Here is a 16,162-nt window from a genome sequence, read left to right as displayed (position 1 = left end):
AACCGATATTTCTATCGCTTGCCTTACATTCCATTTATTATTTTTCTAACTCTTTAAAGGTATCTTTCAAGTCTTTATCAGATACCTTTATATCTGCATTTTTAAGCAGATCTCTAGTAACTTGTTGATGGAATTGAGGATCTTGTATACGTTGCTGTTCTAATTCTTTACGAATATTCTCTTTCTCTTCCTCATACGGTTTAAGCTCTTTTTTATCCGTTAGCTTAATAATATGATATCCGAAAGAAGATTTAACAGGTTCACTCAATTGACCAACTTCTAACTTATACGCAGCATCCTCAAATTCTTTCACCATCATACCAGGTCCAAATTCAGATAGTTCCCCACCTTTTTCTTTAGAACCTGGATCCTCTGAATATTGTTTAGCCAATGCCGCGAAATCTTCGCCACTATTTAATTTTTCTTTAATTTCTTTTGCTGTCTTTTCATCTTTTACTAAAATATGGCTAACTTGAAGCTTTGGCTTATAATGATCTTTAATATCTTTTTCCGTTACGGTTGCTTTAATAGCTTTTTCAAAAGCAAAAGTAAGCTTTAATTTCTCTTTCAACTGATCTTCATTTTTCACACCATTGGATTCCATATATGTATTAAAATTATCGCCCATCTTGTCTTTTAATTCTTTTAGTTGTTTCGTTACCTCTTCATCCGTAACTTTATATTTATCATTTAATACTTTTTCTACTACCATTTCAGATAAATTCTGTTTACCGTAGTTTTCTTTTAATTTTTTGTTAAAATCACTTTCTGAAATGCTTCCTGATTTTGTCGTTACAATATTATCTGATGAACCACATGCAGATAAAGATAACGTCATACCCATTAAAATGCTACCAATTACTAATTTCTTTCTTTTCAAATCTGAATACCTCACTTCATTAAATTCAAATATAACTATGTAAATATAACGTTTTCCTGTGAACTTCACGTGAATTTAATGAAAGTAGAACATTTGCTAATTCTCCATTTAATACATCAATTTTGAAAATTATGGTGATTCATCCTATATCGCTAATCTCTAAAGCTGCAAAAAGGACTAATATTTTCATTAGTCCTTTTTCACATTTATATAAAATTGAATTTCTCCATCTATAGAGGAAACTCCATATTCAAAACCATGCCTTTCTAAAATACTTTTCACTATCGCTAAACCTAATCCTGTACCTGATTTTTCTTTACTACGAGAAGATTCTAGTACATAAAAAGGCTCCCAAATTTTCTCGATATCCTTAATTTTATCCGTAGGAATGCCATTTTTTATTTGGAAATATATACTTTTATTTCTATCTTCTAATGTAATTATTATGTTTTGATTTGCTGTATATTTTATCGCATTAGAAATTAAATTTTGAAACACCATTCTCATTTTATTTAAATCTGCATAAACGATTGTATCGCCCGCATTACAATTTACTTGCAAGTTAATTTCTTTCGAATCCAGTTCAATCTGATGCTTATCTAATATACTCTGGACCAGTGGTTCAATGGGGAATTCTTCTTTTTGTAAAATATCTCTTTCTAGTTTAGAAAATCGTAATAATTCTTCAATTAAGTTTGATATTTGATCTGTTTGTTTAATAATTGTATCTACATAAGTCCCATCATCTAATCCATCTTTAATCCCCATAGAGTATGCTTTTACTAATGCGATCGGTGTCTTTAATTCATGCGTTACATCACCCATAAATCGTTTTAAATGTTCATTACGATCAGTTAAGTCTTGATGTGCTTCATGTAGTTTTTCACTCATGATATTAATACTATTGGCCAACTCTCCTATTTCATCATTCGTTTTCACTTTCGTTCTTTTAAACTGCAAATGTGAAATATCCTGAGCCACATCACTTAACTCTTTCAGTGGTGTCGTTATTATTTTTGAAAGTATCCACACAAGTAAAATAATAAGAATCAGCGAGAAACATACGATGTATAAGTAAAATGTATTTAACGTATTTATAATTTCATTTGAATTCGCAATGGAAGTTCCAATTAAAATTATCGTATCATCTTTCGCAATATATTTAGCAAAAAAACTCGCTTTTACCTTTCCTTGATCGTACAGTTTATTCGATTGCCCTTCCGTCTTCACTTTCATAACTTCGTCTTTCGTAATCCAAAGCTTATTTAACGTCACTTTCTTTTTCGTAAGTTGCATGCGTAACGCGTCGTTCATAGCATCTTCTGACTGATTAATTGGCGTATACGCAATTGTAACATTATTTTCACTTTCAATTGTATGAATAACATCTTCTAAATCATTGACTGGCGTATTTTGTATTTGAGTTGTAAATTCATTTAAGTTTTCACGTGTTTTATAAATATTATATTTCGGCAGGAGAAAGTTAATTAATAATAAAGAAATTGTAAATATAAGAATAACGGTTAAAGAAATGCTGAGAAATAGCTTTTTCCCAAGTTTATTCACTTTGTTCCTCCAAACTATAACCCAGCCCACGATGCGTCTTAATAATATTTTCTCCAATTTTTTTACGCAGCCTTCTTACATGTGTATCAACCGTTCTCTCTTCTCCAAAATAGTCAAATCCCCATACAATGTCTAACAATTTTTTACGAGTTAAAATAGTTCCTTTATGATTTAAAAAGCATTTTATTAATTCGAGCTCTGTTTTTGTAATTTCTAACTCTATATCATTTTTATATACTTTATTTTTGGCGAAATTTATCTTTACATCTTGTACTTGAATAATATCATCATGCTGAATAAGTTTTTTCGCTCGTGTAATTAGTACTCCTGGATGAAATGGTTTTTTTACGTACTCATCTGCCCCACTTTGAAGCGCTGCTAATTCATCTTCACTTTCACTTTTCGCCGTAAGCATTAATACTTTTACGCTTGAATTCTTTTTTATTTCCTGACAGACAGTAATACCACTATGTTTCGGCATCATCCAATCCAAAATAGCTAAATCAATTTTTTCATCATAAAATATTTGAAGTGCTTCCTCTCCGTCTTTCGCTAATAATACTTCAAAGCCTTCTTTTTCAAAATAAGCTTTTAAAATCCTTAACATATCTTGTTCGTCATCTGCAATTAAAACTTTCATATTTTTTCCTCCATTGCTTTTAAACAAAAACCAATTGTATCATACAACATCTTTGTTACATGAATGTGACAGAAAAATATTTAAAGCTTTTGAGGGGATAGTAATGGTGAGGTGTTGTACTATGATAAAAAAAATCGGGGTCATTTCTCTTCTTCTATTTCTATTATCAACAAATGCGTTCGCAAATACAAATCAACAAATTGAAGTATTTGATTGTCAAAAAGAAATGGTCATTCAAAAACAATCTTTAGATCCAATAGTCCAAAAAGAAGCAGTTCAATACGCTAAAGCAATTACTGGTCCATTTAAAAACTTAAATGTCGTTCCAAAAGATGGCTATATGATAAAAATCCCATTATCTAAGCCGGTTTCTATTACTAATCAATGGTTACACACTACAATAGACGAAGTACTTATACTGCTCCCACTAAATGAAAAGCCTTATATTATGCTTTATGATGATGAAAATAACCCGCATTTTTATTATGTAAAAGGTAAACCAGGATTATTATTGAAACAAATGAACGTTAAAACATAATTGACTGAAAAGGAGTCACCTTATAAGCTAAATTTTAAAAGCTAAGGTGCTCTTTTTTATAATAACAATTTAGTAAATGAAATTATAAAAGTTGTCTTTTAATATAAGGATCGCAACTTCATATATCAGCGATTTTTAAGATATATCGATTTACCAACAAAAAACCTGTTCGTAGCTATTATTTGGATAGCAATCTCTATAATAGTTTGTAGTGACTCGATCCCTTATATAATCCCCCTTTTACAAATCCATTCGCAGTATAAAACACATCCCCTTGCTTCGTGTCAGTATGTAAAACAATCACTTCAAAATATTTTTCCGCATGACATAATAGTTGGTTTAATAATAAGTTCCCTAACCCTATACGCCGATAATCCCTTGAAATATAAAATCTCCTTAACCGCCCAATCTTATTGTCTTTTGTGTACGGATCCTCATTTAAACCTCCAACTCCAATTAACATATCACCTTGGAAAACACCATATAAACATTCTCCAGTTTTATTGAATACATTTATTTTGTTTTTATATTCATTTATTAGCCTTATAAGGAAACTAAAACCTTCTTCTTCACTTTCTTGAACGAGATGACTGAATTCATATTCCATTAAATTTTCTATTTGTTGAATATGTATATCTTTTAAGTCCATTCCCCCTAAGTATGAAAATACATAAAAATGCTCGAGAATCATTTATTCTGAGCATTTTTATGCTTATTACTTTATTTAATTCATAGTATGCATATACTTCACTTCATATGTAAATCGATAATACAGTTGATTAATTTTATTATGAAAATATAAGAGCCTTGTTACAATCTAGTGTGTCATAAGGCTCTTTAAAGTTTTTTAATTCTTATTGAACTAAAGCATCTGTTTGTTTAAGTGTATACATTCACCATTTATAATTTCTCTCAAATATACTATCAGTTTATATATTCCTCATTCTTCTCTAACAGGTTCAAGATAAATTATAATTTGTTAATCGATATGTTTGTGTAACCACTGTTCAAATATCTTTAACTGTTCTTCGGTATGAAAGTAATGTTCACCCGTCTCCATAACTTCTAATTCACAACGATGTTTTTCTGTAAAATAGTTAATAGTTTCAAGTTCACACAGTTCATCCTTAGCTCCGTACATAATATATGTATCTATATTCCATATATTAATAGGATGCTCTTTTACATAGCATAAATAATCCCAATATAACTTTTGACCAATAGGTGTCTCTATAGTCATTTCTTTTTGCAAAAGCTCTGGTGTTACATTAAACCATTTCATCATATTTTCGATAATTCGTTCCATATTAACTACTGGTGATAAAAATAATGCCTTTTCTACCACATCATTTTGATAAGCTAAAAGGCTAAAATACGCTCCCATACTACATGCAAACACGTTTATTTCTTTCCAATGTTCTTTTGCATAATTCATAATTATAGATAATTCACTAACACAAATCTGTACTTTGCAAGGAGTATTATCATCTTTTCTTTCTCCATGCTCAGGTAAATCAAAGCTTAATACTTGATAACCTTTTTGTTTGGCTTCTTCAGCTAATATTTGAATAATCGTATCTTCCTTATTTGATATATTTCCATGTACTGCAATAAAAATTTTATCACTCTTATCTCCCCATAAAACCGTAGGAATATTACTAATTTTAAAATTATTTTCAATCATATTACCTCCATAAACTAAGACATATAGGACTTGGAAAAAATGCACACACTTTATTTATCTCTGTACAGCAGGCAGTATCCGCTTTAACTCTATTAAATCATCTATTACTATATCAGCGTGAGCAAGTTCATCTTCTTGCGCAAAATCAAAATTGCACCCAATTGCAAGTAAACCGTTGTCTTTCGCTGCATTTATATCAGATAGCCGGTCACCAACTACCGCTACCTCTTTTATATCATATTTATTCATAATACTTTTAACTAAGTCACCTTTATTTAGCGATTGTATTTGTTCAATACTAAACGTTTCTGTCACCCACTTGTCTAAAGCATAATAAGTTACGATTGCTCGTAAATATTCTTTCAAACCATTACTAGCAATGTAAATTGAACAATTATTTTCTTTTATATATGTAAATATTTCTTTTACATTTGGATATAAAGCGCCTTTTCCGCTTTTTATGTTTTCAATAAGTCTATCTAAAAAATATGCATCTGTTTGTTCTCTTATTTCAATAGAATGGTCCGGTAATAAAGCTTCCCAAACTTTCGGTAACGGCACACCCATAATTTCTCTATATTTATCAATTGGTGTTACTGTATCCCATAATTGTAATGATCTTAAGTTATCAAAAGTATCATCTAATGATAATTCTAAAATTTTATCTGTTTGAAATAACGTACCATCCATATCAAAAATTAATGCTTGTAACATTCCTATCTCTCCTTTTGGACTATGGTTTTACCAGATATATTTTTAAGCATCTCAATAATAATTTCTGAGCAATAATTCGCAGCAGTTTTCGCGAAGTCATCATAAGAAATTTGAGCTTCATCATCTGCGCTGTCAGAAATACATCTTATAATGAGAAACGGTATATCATTTATATAGGCAACATGTCCAATTGCTGCCCCTTCCATTTCTGTACAATGAGGTGCGTATTCGTCTATTAATTTCGCCTTTAACTTTGAATCTTCAACAAAACATTCACCGCTGACAATTCTTCCTTCATGAACTGCAATCTGTAAACTACTACTAATACAAGCTTTACGTGCTAACTCTACCAATTCCTTACTTGCAATAAATTCCTCTTGGAACGGAAATAAGTTTTTCATTTGAGTTTTACTTACATCATGATGAGTAACATTCGTTGAAATAACTATATCGCCGACTTTTACATCTGAATGTAATCCGCCAGCAACGCCCGTATTAATGATAGAGTCTACATCAAATTTATGAATTAATGTTTGCGCGCATGCAGCTGCATTTACTTTCCCTACACCAGAACGTGTAATAATTACTTCTGTTCCCATGAATTCTCCAATATAAAAAGGCATTCCCGCTATTGTCTGTTCCTCTTGTATAACTAGTTTTTCTAAAAGTAAATCTATTTCAATTTGCATTGCTCCAATAATGCCGATTCTGTTCATGTATGTAGTCTCCTCTTTATTTATAAGTCAGCCAATATATTATGTAATACACCATAATTTTCAGCTATCCAATTCATTTCATCTGCAAAGCGTGAAGGTGGTACACTATGCTGATCCATATTGGCATGGATCCACCAAGTACTCTCCATGTACCAAAGCATTTGAATTGCCCGAACAATATTCCCTACTGGAAAGTCTACTTCATTGCGGTACCCTTCTAAAAATGATGCAACAAGACTCTTATTTAATACTCCGTCACTTAATGCGCACGATATAACTACACGGCCAATATCTAACTCTACATAATCGTAATCCATGCGATCAAAATCAAGAATCGCTGATACTTTATCATTAAGAAACAAGAAATTATCTACCCATAAATCACGATGCACCCATCCCCGTTGGCTATTATGAAATTGTTCTGTATTTACCAATTGTGTTGCTTCTTGTTGTAATTTTATATAAGGGAGAATGTGCTCTTTTCCTAGCTTCTCTACTTCTCTCCTTTTATCTTCCCAATGTTTCAATCTCGCCTCTTTAGTAGGTGGAACAAATTTAGGATTTTCTCCTTTTATTAAAGAGCCATCATTTAACAAGTTATGCATATAGCCTATCGTCTGACCAAGAGAGTGAATTTCCTTTTGATTCACTTTTCCTGGTGAAACTAAGCTACCTTCCTTATGTTCTAATACTATAAATCTTTCATCACTTTTTGATATATGCATTACATTATTTTTATAAACTAATACTTTTGGACAACTTACACTATTATTATGTAATCTTTGCTGTTGTTGTAATGCTTGTATTAAAAGGTCTGAGTTATACATTTTGTACCGTTCTTGATTATATTGCTTTAATACAAAATCCCCTGCATCCGTTTCGAGTTTCCACTTCAAATTTAGCCAACCACGATGAATAGGTATTGCATTTCGAATTTTAAATTCAAATAAAGTTTCACATTCTACTTTCAACTCTTGAAAAATCATTGTAGCTTTTTCATTAGATAACGGCTCTATCATCTTACTTGTCCTTTCTTAACTTGGCATTCCTTTCACTCTCTCTAACATAACCGATAATAAAAATTTCGGAAGTACAAGTTGTCGCTTTAATCTTTTCGGCTGTGAGAGTAACCTATACAGCCATTCAGTTCCAGTATCCCTCATTATTTTTGGTGCTCTTTTTACAGTACCAGATATTATATCAATCATGCCTCCGATACCAATAGATAGCGGAACGTTTAATGTTTGTATGTTTTCATAGATGAACTCTTCTTGTTTTGGTGAGCCTAGTCCTACGAGTAGTAAATGCGGCTTGAACTGCTTAATTTTCATTTTTATTTCTTCTATTTCTTCACCATTTACAAATCCATGCTGTCCTTTAAATTGTGCTCCTGGGAACTGCTCATTTAATTTTTCTAATGCCTTTTTATTACTTTCTGGCGCAGCTCCAAAAAGAAAGACACGATATTCATTGTCGTTACAATATTTTATTAAATCGTGAGTTAAATCCGCCCCAGTAACACGTTCTTTCAAAGTTCCTTTTAATATTTTCGAGCCAATTATGACACCAATCCCATCCGCTGTTATTAAATCCGCAGATAGTAACATCTTTTTAAACTCCTTTGATTTTTCCGTATTTTCCTTTGCAGACATAACAATTTCAGGATTTGCAGTTACTACAAACCTTGGTTTCCCTTGTTGTTCATGTAGCCAACCTTTTAATAAACTTATAGCTTTTGCATATTCTAAAGTTGAAAAAGGTATACCTTTTATAAACTGCTGATCCACTGTACTCTCCCCTTACATAAGCTGCAAATATTCATCAATGTCTTTAGAAATTTGAATAAAAGCTTTATTCCAAAATTCATAATTTCTTATATCTATTTCAAAATGTTTTTTCATAAGCTCCTCTACTGGAGCCTTTCCTGTTTCTCGTAAGAACTCTTTATATTTCGAATGAAAAGTACTTTTACCTTCTTGAGCTATTTCTAATAAGCTAAAACTTACTAAATATCCAAATGTGTATGGATAATTGTAAAAAGGAACATCTGCTATATAAAATTGAATATATTTCATCCATACAAACGGCTGGTATTCACTTAAAGCTTTTCCATAAGCTTCTTTTTGTGCAATTATAGATAATTTCTCAATTTCATCAGCACTTAAAGGACCCTCTTTACATTTTTCATAAAATGTTTTTTCAAACTGATACGATGCTCGTATTGCCATTACATAATTAAAACTATTTCTTATTTTCCAGCTAAGTAATGACTTCTTCATATCTTTACTATCCGTTGTTTCAATTAGATAATTTAAGAGTACCGTTTCAAAGAAAATAGATGCTGATTCAGCCGTACTCATTGGCAAATAATCATCTAAAAAAGATGTAGATTGTTCAAAACTCATATTATAAAAATGCCAAGCATGTCCTAATTCATGAGCGAGCACTCTTACACTATCTATACTCCCATCATAACGAATGGAAATTCGCGATTCTTTCTCACTGAAAAATGGAGCACAAAACCCACCTGGTGGTTTATTCTCTCTCGGTTCAGCATCTACCCAACCACTTTCTATCGCATTACATGCAAATTCTGCTAATTCTTCATCAATATTCTTACATGCATCATAAACGTTTTGTATTGCTACTGAAAAAGGAATCATGATCTCATTACTTTCCTTTACCGTCATAAGTTCATGCCATGTAATTGAAGCTTTTCCTTTCTTATACAAGTTTAAAGCACTTACTAATTTATCAAGGTTTTCTTCTGTCGCATTCCACATTTGGAATAATACAGTTTCTGAAATGCCATTCGCATGAAAAGATTGTGTTAAAATCTCTCTATCTTCTATTTCATTACTCTTTGCATTACGCAATCTCCCTATTTGATTTAATACAGTAGCAAAGATTTCTTTTTCCTTATGTAAAGTACTTGTAAGTAACTCGAATACTTCTAATCTTTCCTTTTCATTATCACTATTCATTGCAATAGTATTTGCTTGTCCAAAGGATAGTTGTTTATTATTGCGCTCTATTTCTATCCTATCCCGTAATTGTATGTACATATTTTCCCACACATTAAGCTCATCTTTTATTAACTTAGTATTATCTGAAGTTTCCACTTCATTATGTTTTATTACTTGCTGTAATTCATTTTTTAGTTCCTTCACTTTCACGGTCAATTTAGTAAGGTCAGATGGTACACTTTCTTCAACTGATCTACAGTACAAATAGTATTCTGCTTTTTCAATAGCTTGTATTAGCTTTGAAAGAACCTCTACATCTTTTGTTACAAAATATTGCTCTTTCAACTCCAAAATCGGAAATAGAATATCCTCATTCGAATACAATCGATTTAAATCCCATCTAACAATTTCTTGCATTTTTATAGCCACCCCCTATTTTTACAAATAGTTACAGATATTTCTCCACACACAATTATATATGAAATGGCAAAATTTTGATATCTTCAAATATTTAAATTCCTATAAATACATTCTTATTTCTACTCTTTTCTTCTACCATTAAGTATCATTCCACATATAAAAAATACTCCTTCTACAAGAGAGCAATTCATATAGGAAAACTTCAAAGATTTTATCTTCACCAATACCATATCGACCGGTAATCACAGATTAAAGAAAAAAGGATTGATCAAATGATCAATCCTTTACTCTACTTCATTTAAGAAAAATAACGTTATAACGCCAGGTCCTGTATGTGCTCCGATTGCTGCACCAATTGTATTTACGATAAATACTTCACAACCGAATCTTTCCGTAATTAATGATTTTAATGCTTCCGCTGTTTCTAAGTCATCACCATGAGTGATACCGATTGTTTGACCTTTAAGGTCTTTACCACGCTCTTCCATAATATCAACAATTCGGCTTAATACTTTCTTTTTCCCTCTTACCTTTTCAAGTGGTACAAGTTTTCCTTCTTCCACGTTTAAGATAGGCTTAATGTTTAGTAAACCACCGATAAAACCAGCTACTTTACTTAAACGTCCACCTCTAACAAGGTACTGTAAGTCAGCTACAGTGAAGATGTGCTCCATATGGTTCATTAGAAAAGCGACACGGTTTAAAATATCTTCTTTTGATGCGCCGTCTTTTGCCATTTTAGCAGCTTCTAAAACGACAAGACCTTGACCAAGCGAAGCACATTTTGTATCAATAATTTCTAAATCTAAATCTGCATATGTTTCTTTTACTTCCTCTTTAATGACAACTGATGATTGATATGTACCAGACAGTTCAGATGAAAAAGCTAAATATATACAAGGATTACCTTCTTTTGCATAAGAAACAAATTTTTCTTGGAAAGTTTCAAGTGAAGGCAATGATGTTCTATAAACAGCGCCTTCTCTCATTTTTTGTAATAATGTAACTGACTCTAATGTTACTCCATCTAAATACTCTGTTTCTGCTTCATCATATACACGGAGTGGAATTAAATCAATATCATATGCTTGCAGCAATTCTACTGGTAAATCCGCCGCACTATCCGTAATGATTTTAACACTCATTTTTAAACCTCTATTCTGTTATAAATATAAAATAATAAAATAAAAATAGTACTTTTAAATTATATACGTAAAACTTAAATGAAGAAAGGAAAACACTTTATATTGTATGCACTATTCTTCAAAACTTGAACTATTAATGAAAATGATTCTATTTTAAACACCTTTTTCTTATTATTTTTCTATAACACGAGTAATTTTATAAGTATTTTGTATCCGTATATTTTACTTCTTTAACTTAATATTAACTTTTCAAATTCATACTGTTTAAAATTGAAAAGCCAAATCCAATAAAGGAAATGGCTTTTCAATTTTCATAAAATAACCAAACTTTATTTTCCATCACATTGTTTGTTTACATTCATACTTTGGTGATGTTGAATATTAGTCCAGTTATGATAAATATTTATAGCCTGTACTATAATTAAAACAGTGAATATTTACCTGTAAGATGCACTATATCTAAATAAGGTTAAACATTTTATAAAATATTTAATTTTACTAGTAAAGCTAATAAAATTTGGAGAAGAATTTGAACATTTACTGCTATGTCTGTATCTGTAGTCGTAACTGTAACATTTCTAGAATTTCTAATAACAGTTTCTTGTTTATTAATTTGTTTAATAGATGATTTTTGAAACAATTCTTGTGCTACACGGTCAGCTTTTTCACTATCTGCTATAGAAATACTTATTATAACCACGATAGCTGCTTGTAATGCAGCTTGAATAGATAACGCAGCTTTTGTATCTGTAGTAGTAACTTCTACATCTGCTGAATCAACTATTGTAATAGATTCTTCAGAAATTTGGTAAGTTTTACTTTCTTGTGCTGCAGCTTCTGAAACGGTAGCATTTTTAAAAGATGGATGAGGATTTGAGGAGTCTAATGCACTCCACCTTTTATTTTCATCTGAATGACATGTTTTTTTCATACATTCACCCCCTTTCAATCTAAATAATTATTAACTTGTGATTGTATTTCAGAAACAATACTTTTAATTTGCTGCTTTTTTTCTGGCGATAAATTTTTTAGTTTTTCTTCATTTATCCCATGCCTATTAAAAATATCTGAGAGTAAAAGGTCTATAATTATATTCTTTTGATCCTTATCAAACTTAAAGAAAGAAAATTTATTTAAATCATCCATTTACAATATTCACTCCTATCAGTTTTCTATAAAAATTTAGATTAACTACCAGCATTATATGTATTTAAATAAAAAATGCTTGGACAAGTAACTTAATCTTTTATTTTCACGGCTTTTTACTAATAAAATCAAAAAGCTGTCTTCTAATACGAAGACAGCTTTCCTTTACTTCACATATATAAGTTTTATTCACTGTTAAATAATAGGTTCACCTTTGTTATTGTGTAGTTTTCCACACTTAATTTCCCATCAATCTTGAATATTAATTCAGTCATAATGAGAAGGTCCAAGCTTGTACCACATATTACAACAAAAAATATTTACTTAGAGTGAACCCTTATAGCTAAATATAAATAGGATAGACACTTTATAAAATGTTTAGTTTAACTAGTAACGCTAATAAAATTTGAAGAAGAATTTGAATATTCACTGCAATATCTGTATCAGTAGTTGTTACGGTTACGTTTCTGGAATTTTTAATAAATGTTTTTTGTCTATTAATTTGTTTAATAGATGATTTTTGAAACAATTCTTGTGTTATTTTATCTGCCTTTTCACTATCTGCTATAGAAATACTTACTACAACCACAATAGCTGCTTGTAACGCGGCTTGGATAGATAGTGCAGCTTTTGTATCTGTAGTAGTAACTTGTACATCTGCTGAATCTACTATTTCAATATATTCCTCAGAAACTTGATCGATTTCATCTGTTTGTATAGCTTCTTCTAAAAAATTTGCATTTTTACTAAATGAATAAGAATTTACTGATTCGGAATCCTGTTTTTTTGGTTCAGAACCCCGATTTAATGGATCACGTTTTTTCTTTCTTCTACAAACTTCACAATCACACATAAAATCACCCCTTTTAGTCTAAAAAATTAGCAATATAAAAATATTGGCTAACTACTAGCATTTTATGTATTTTTAAAAAAATTGTTTGGACAAGTAACTGAATTTATATTTTATTTCTAATTCTTTTTTGTAATAACAAAAAGCTGCCTTCTAATAAGAAGACAACCCTCTTTTATTTCACATTTATATAAAAGACCCATACTTAAATACATTTAACTTCATATGATATATTGCATCCTTTCTTTTTAGAATGAGTAGTCGTTACTGAAGGGCACTTTTCGAAGTGCTCTTATCTTTAATCCCCCTCTTTTTCAGGAAGAATTTTTTTTACTAAATCCTAATATGATTTGTATCACTAGGGCTGGCGATTACCACATTTCCTTAATAGCTTCAATGAATACAGTAGCTACTAATTAAAATAACCCTATGATTTTCTCTACACTTAAACAATCGTGCGTTACCGAACACATAAACTAATTTTTATTTTGACTATGTAACACTAAATTTACAAGATTATTATCCTATGTTTGGTGAAGCCATCATTTCAATGCCAGCAATCCCACACTTTTAACTAATAACTTAAACAAATGTGCTATCTCAAGGTTCTTTTGATATAGTATCTTATGTTCTATATAATGAAGAGAGCGCTAGTATTCCGAAGGAGGATGTATATGAGTATTCAATTGGCCACATCTAACGATTTAGAATGGATTAATAACCAATATGACTCAATAGGATTTGTACGGAGTGATTTAAAGAGAGATAAAGTTGCAATTATTACATATAACAACGAGTATGCAGGCGTTGGCCGATTAGTCCAAATAGATGAAGATACTTTAGAAATGGGCGGAATTTTTATTCTGCCTCAATTTAGAGGGCTACAATTAGCTGGTGAGCTTGTTTTATTTTTAGTAGAAACTGCAAAAAAATCACAAATACAAAATGTATATTGTCTTCCTTTTGAGGAATTAGAAAACTTTTATAAGAAATATGGATATACTGAAGTCAATACTACGAAAGAAGCAGTCCATCCAATTATTCTAAAAAAATATAATTGGTGTTTGGAGAATTACGATAAACACGTTCTACTCTTCAAATTGTAAATGTAATAAAAAAATATATTCTCAATCGTTTTTCTATCAGTACTCCTAATCGGAGCTAAGGATTAATCAAAGATATTTTATCTCTCCTTTTATAAATGGCTGATTAAAACTCAATGTTCTGTCAATACTATAGGTAACATGATTGTATTTCTCCATTCCCCCTTGGAGAAGAGCAGTTGGCTTTTGCTAACTGCTCTTTTATTTTTTCAAAAAGTCACATAAATATCTTTAATTCCAAACATTCAAAAGATAAAATGTGATAAAATTGTTATGAAGATATTTACCAACTAATACATGCGCCCTAGACTTACGTACTAGGGCGCATGTATTTTTTAGTATGTAACTCCTTCACTCATCTATTATCTACAAAATAAGTATCATATGCCTTATCAAATTCATATCCTAACTTTTCTGCTAGTTTAGCAGATGTAGTATTCGCTGCGTCCCAGTTTGGATACTTTCCATTTTCTAAGCAATCCAATATAATAGCTGCACTAACTACAGTTGCCAAGCCCTCTCTTCTATGATTGTGATCAGTCGCAACTTCAATTTCAATCCCATCATTATAAATACTATAGGAGGATGCACCACATACAACTTCTCCATTATATAAAATGCTATAACCTATACCACGGTTTATATAATCTTCTATCGAATGAAATTGACTTGTAAAATCTTCAGATATCTTATGTAATTTGGGGCTATTTGCGATATGCTCATCTATTCTTCTTAACTCATATTCTTTTGGAAGTGCTGATATAAAAGATTGTAATTTTGAACGATTAAAAACTTCTGGATTTCGTTTGAATTTATAACGTAAAAACTTATCTATTTTTCTTTCATGGAATGTTTCTAAGCGTTGTTTCCACTCTTCACTATTTACGATAACTAAAATTCTTTCTGGAATATTACGTAATAACTCTTCTGTTTCTTTCGTATTTGGGTCTCCAGCGTAAAATGTAAAAATTCCTACCGTAACTTGTGCTACTGTTGGATTTTCAAGATCATTTACCCAAGCAGTACCCATATGCCCTTGTAAATAAGAAAGTAAAACAACGTTATTGAAATCCTCAAACATAGAAACTAGTTTTTTTCTTGTATGTATATTCGCTTCATATATCATTTACATTCCCGCCTTCTTTAGAATCAACTACTCTTAACATTTTCATGAGCGCTCCATAATTCGTATTCATATACACACCCACCTGTTCATCATAAAAGCAATTGACTATTAAATTGAAACTTCGAATATTTATAAAATATCAGTAAACATAAAATGATTATAACATCTACTAACTATGAAATGATCAACCTATAAAATAAGTCAACAATAAATATATTTCTTACTCGTTAACAAATGGCTTAAAGGATCAACATAATTAATTATGTAACAACCCTCAACAATAGTTTGAGGGTGCATTTAAATACATGTATTATAACTCATTTTTATAAATAAAAGATTCCGTCTCACCGTTCTTATATACTTTAGTCAATTTAACAACTGACTTGTACGTATTATCGTCATCCTCTATCATTTTTTCATCTCTTCTATTTCGGCATCACCAGTTCCGCCCTCTATTTTTAAACAGTTCGAAATGGCAAGGTATCCGCTTGATGCCAATATAAAAATAAAAATCGTATCAGGAAAATTAATAAATAATAATCCGTAGTTTAAAGGGTCTCCAGCTGGATGTGATAAAAGTAATCGAAAACCTACCAGTTCAGGTACTTGAACAAAATCTCTAGAAACTCTCGGTTCACAACCCACTTACACTCCATCCCTTCTCTATA

General features: G+C 30.8%; 17 protein-coding genes and 1 pseudogene. 2 read left to right on the top strand and 16 right to left on the bottom strand.

What is annotated here, in order from left to right; genetic code table 11:
• Nucleotides 1-37 precede the first annotated feature (37 nt).
• The 3 genes from ACK1U5_RS04210 to ACK1U5_RS04200 form a co-directional block, all read right to left on the bottom strand.
• Nucleotides 38-880 carry a peptidylprolyl isomerase PrsA gene (locus ACK1U5_RS04210; RefSeq protein WP_001987511.1) on the bottom strand — a complete coding sequence of 281 codons (843 nt, stop codon included), beginning with the start codon at nt 878-880 and terminating at the stop codon, nt 38-40.
• Nucleotides 881-1,069: 189 nt separating this feature from the next.
• A complete protein-coding gene (locus ACK1U5_RS04205) occupies nt 1,070-2,446 on the bottom strand; it encodes a sensor histidine kinase (RefSeq protein WP_069604859.1) in 1,377 nt (458 codons plus the stop codon).
• Nucleotides 2,439-3,086 carry a response regulator transcription factor gene (locus tag ACK1U5_RS04200; RefSeq protein WP_000865979.1) on the bottom strand — a complete coding sequence of 216 codons (648 nt, stop codon included), beginning with the start codon at nt 3,084-3,086 and terminating at the stop codon, nt 2,439-2,441. The genes ACK1U5_RS04205 and ACK1U5_RS04200 overlap by 8 nt, the downstream gene beginning before the upstream one ends.
• A 121-nt stretch (nt 3,087-3,207) precedes the next feature.
• Here ACK1U5_RS04200 and ACK1U5_RS04195 point away from each other — a divergent pair, with 121 nt between their 5' ends.
• The gene (locus tag ACK1U5_RS04195; RefSeq protein WP_000591761.1) at nt 3,208-3,624 is read left to right on the top strand and encodes a hypothetical protein; all 417 of its coding nucleotides are present in this window, start codon (nt 3,208-3,210) and stop codon (nt 3,622-3,624) included.
• Nucleotides 3,625-3,820: 196 nt separating this feature from the next.
• On the opposite strand, the gene ACK1U5_RS04190 is transcribed toward ACK1U5_RS04195, so the two are convergent.
• The 11 genes from ACK1U5_RS04190 to ACK1U5_RS04140 form a co-directional block, all read right to left on the bottom strand.
• Nucleotides 3,821-4,315, bottom strand: coding sequence for a GNAT family N-acetyltransferase (locus ACK1U5_RS04190; RefSeq protein WP_002103229.1), 495 nt, complete (start codon nt 4,313-4,315; stop codon nt 3,821-3,823).
• 288 nt (nt 4,316-4,603) lie between these two features.
• Entirely contained in the window at nt 4,604-5,308 is a 705-nt protein-coding gene (locus ACK1U5_RS04185) for an alpha/beta hydrolase (RefSeq protein ID WP_069604858.1), read from the bottom strand.
• A 54-nt stretch (nt 5,309-5,362) separates the two neighbouring features.
• Nucleotides 5,363-6,022 (bottom strand): HAD hydrolase-like protein, encoded by a 660-nt coding sequence (locus ACK1U5_RS04180; protein ID WP_069604857.1) that lies wholly within the window; start codon nt 6,020-6,022, stop codon nt 5,363-5,365.
• Between the two features lie 2 nt (nt 6,023-6,024).
• Nucleotides 6,025-6,738, bottom strand: coding sequence for a 5'-methylthioadenosine/adenosylhomocysteine nucleosidase (locus ACK1U5_RS04175; RefSeq protein ID WP_001079722.1), 714 nt, complete (start codon nt 6,736-6,738; stop codon nt 6,025-6,027).
• A 20-nt stretch (nt 6,739-6,758) separates the two neighbouring features.
• Nucleotides 6,759-7,757, bottom strand: a complete 999-nt coding sequence (locus tag ACK1U5_RS04170; protein ID WP_069604856.1) for a phosphotransferase — start codon at nt 7,755-7,757, stop codon at nt 6,759-6,761.
• A 15-nt stretch (nt 7,758-7,772) separates the two neighbouring features.
• Nucleotides 7,773-8,525, bottom strand: coding sequence for a WecB/TagA/CpsF family glycosyltransferase (locus ACK1U5_RS04165; protein ID WP_069604855.1), 753 nt, complete (start codon nt 8,523-8,525; stop codon nt 7,773-7,775).
• A 12-nt stretch (nt 8,526-8,537) separates the two neighbouring features.
• Nucleotides 8,538-10,121: a M3 family metallopeptidase gene (locus ACK1U5_RS04160; protein ID WP_069604854.1), complete on the bottom strand. Its 1,584-nt coding sequence runs from the start codon at nt 10,119-10,121 to the stop codon at nt 8,538-8,540.
• A 287-nt stretch (nt 10,122-10,408) separates the two neighbouring features.
• On the bottom strand, nt 10,409-11,269 hold the full coding sequence (locus ACK1U5_RS04155) for a DegV family protein (RefSeq protein ID WP_000111645.1): 861 nt from the start codon (nt 11,267-11,269) through the stop codon (nt 10,409-10,411).
• 478 nt (nt 11,270-11,747) lie between these two features.
• Nucleotides 11,748-12,200: a spore coat protein gene (locus tag ACK1U5_RS04150; RefSeq protein ID WP_000750486.1), complete on the bottom strand. Its 453-nt coding sequence runs from the start codon at nt 12,198-12,200 to the stop codon at nt 11,748-11,750.
• A 14-nt stretch (nt 12,201-12,214) separates the two neighbouring features.
• Entirely contained in the window at nt 12,215-12,415 is a 201-nt protein-coding gene (locus tag ACK1U5_RS04145) for a spore coat protein (RefSeq protein WP_069604940.1), read from the bottom strand.
• Between the two features lie 367 nt (nt 12,416-12,782).
• Nucleotides 12,783-13,268, bottom strand: coding sequence for a spore coat protein (locus tag ACK1U5_RS04140; protein ID WP_000332786.1), 486 nt, complete (start codon nt 13,266-13,268; stop codon nt 12,783-12,785).
• A 671-nt stretch (nt 13,269-13,939) separates the two neighbouring features.
• On the opposite strand from ACK1U5_RS04140, the gene ACK1U5_RS04135 reads away from it, so the two are divergent.
• Nucleotides 13,940-14,371, top strand: coding sequence for a GNAT family N-acetyltransferase (locus ACK1U5_RS04135; RefSeq protein ID WP_000027150.1), 432 nt, complete (start codon nt 13,940-13,942; stop codon nt 14,369-14,371).
• Between the two features lie 352 nt (nt 14,372-14,723).
• Here ACK1U5_RS04135 and ACK1U5_RS04130 read toward each other — a convergent pair whose 3' ends face one another.
• Both ACK1U5_RS04130 and ACK1U5_RS04125 read right to left on the bottom strand, forming a co-directional pair.
• Entirely contained in the window at nt 14,724-15,494 is a 771-nt protein-coding gene (locus ACK1U5_RS04130; protein WP_000638734.1) for a GNAT family N-acetyltransferase, read from the bottom strand.
• Nucleotides 15,495-15,804: 310 nt separating this feature from the next.
• A pseudogene (locus ACK1U5_RS04125) lies at nt 15,805-16,130 on the bottom strand (BC_2878 family exosporium-associated protein); the annotation flags it as partial.
• Nucleotides 16,131-16,162 lie beyond the last annotated feature (32 nt).

Source organism: Bacillus sp. XB1, assembly GCF_053557995.1.
This window is presented reverse-complemented; position numbering and strand designations above follow the sequence as displayed.

Bases quoted from the DNA above. Each gene is read 5' to 3' on its own strand.
- ACK1U5_RS04160 (WP_069604854.1), bottom strand. From the start codon at position 10,121: ATGCAAGAAATTGTTAGATGGGATTTAAATCGATTGTATTCGAATGAG.
- ACK1U5_RS04185 (WP_069604858.1), bottom strand. From the start codon at position 5,308: ATGATTGAAAATAATTTTAAAATTAGTAATATTCCTACGGTTTTATGG.
- ACK1U5_RS04135 (WP_000027150.1), top strand. From the start codon at position 13,940: ATGAGTATTCAATTGGCCACATCTAACGATTTAGAATGGATTAATAAC.
- ACK1U5_RS04140 (WP_000332786.1), bottom strand. From the start codon at position 13,268: ATGTGTGATTGTGAAGTTTGTAGAAGAAAGAAAAAACGTGATCCATTA.
- ACK1U5_RS04175 (WP_001079722.1), bottom strand. From the start codon at position 6,738: ATGAACAGAATCGGCATTATTGGAGCAATGCAAATTGAAATAGATTTA.
- ACK1U5_RS04190 (WP_002103229.1), bottom strand. From the start codon at position 4,315: ATGATTCTCGAGCATTTTTATGTATTTTCATACTTAGGGGGAATGGAC.
- ACK1U5_RS04195 (WP_000591761.1), top strand. From the start codon at position 3,208: ATGATAAAAAAAATCGGGGTCATTTCTCTTCTTCTATTTCTATTATCA.
- ACK1U5_RS04150 (WP_000750486.1), bottom strand. From the start codon at position 12,200: ATGAAAAAAACATGTCATTCAGATGAAAATAAAAGGTGGAGTGCATTA.
- ACK1U5_RS04170 (WP_069604856.1), bottom strand. From the start codon at position 7,757: ATGATAGAGCCGTTATCTAATGAAAAAGCTACAATGATTTTTCAAGAG.
- ACK1U5_RS04155 (WP_000111645.1), bottom strand. From the start codon at position 11,269: ATGAGTGTTAAAATCATTACGGATAGTGCGGCGGATTTACCAGTAGAA.
- ACK1U5_RS04200 (WP_000865979.1), bottom strand. From the start codon at position 3,086: ATGAAAGTTTTAATTGCAGATGACGAACAAGATATGTTAAGGATTTTA.
- ACK1U5_RS04180 (WP_069604857.1), bottom strand. From the start codon at position 6,022: ATGTTACAAGCATTAATTTTTGATATGGATGGTACGTTATTTCAAACA.
- ACK1U5_RS04130 (WP_000638734.1), bottom strand. From the start codon at position 15,494: ATGATATATGAAGCGAATATACATACAAGAAAAAAACTAGTTTCTATG.
- ACK1U5_RS04145 (WP_069604940.1), bottom strand. From the start codon at position 12,415: ATGGATGATTTAAATAAATTTTCTTTCTTTAAGTTTGATAAGGATCAA.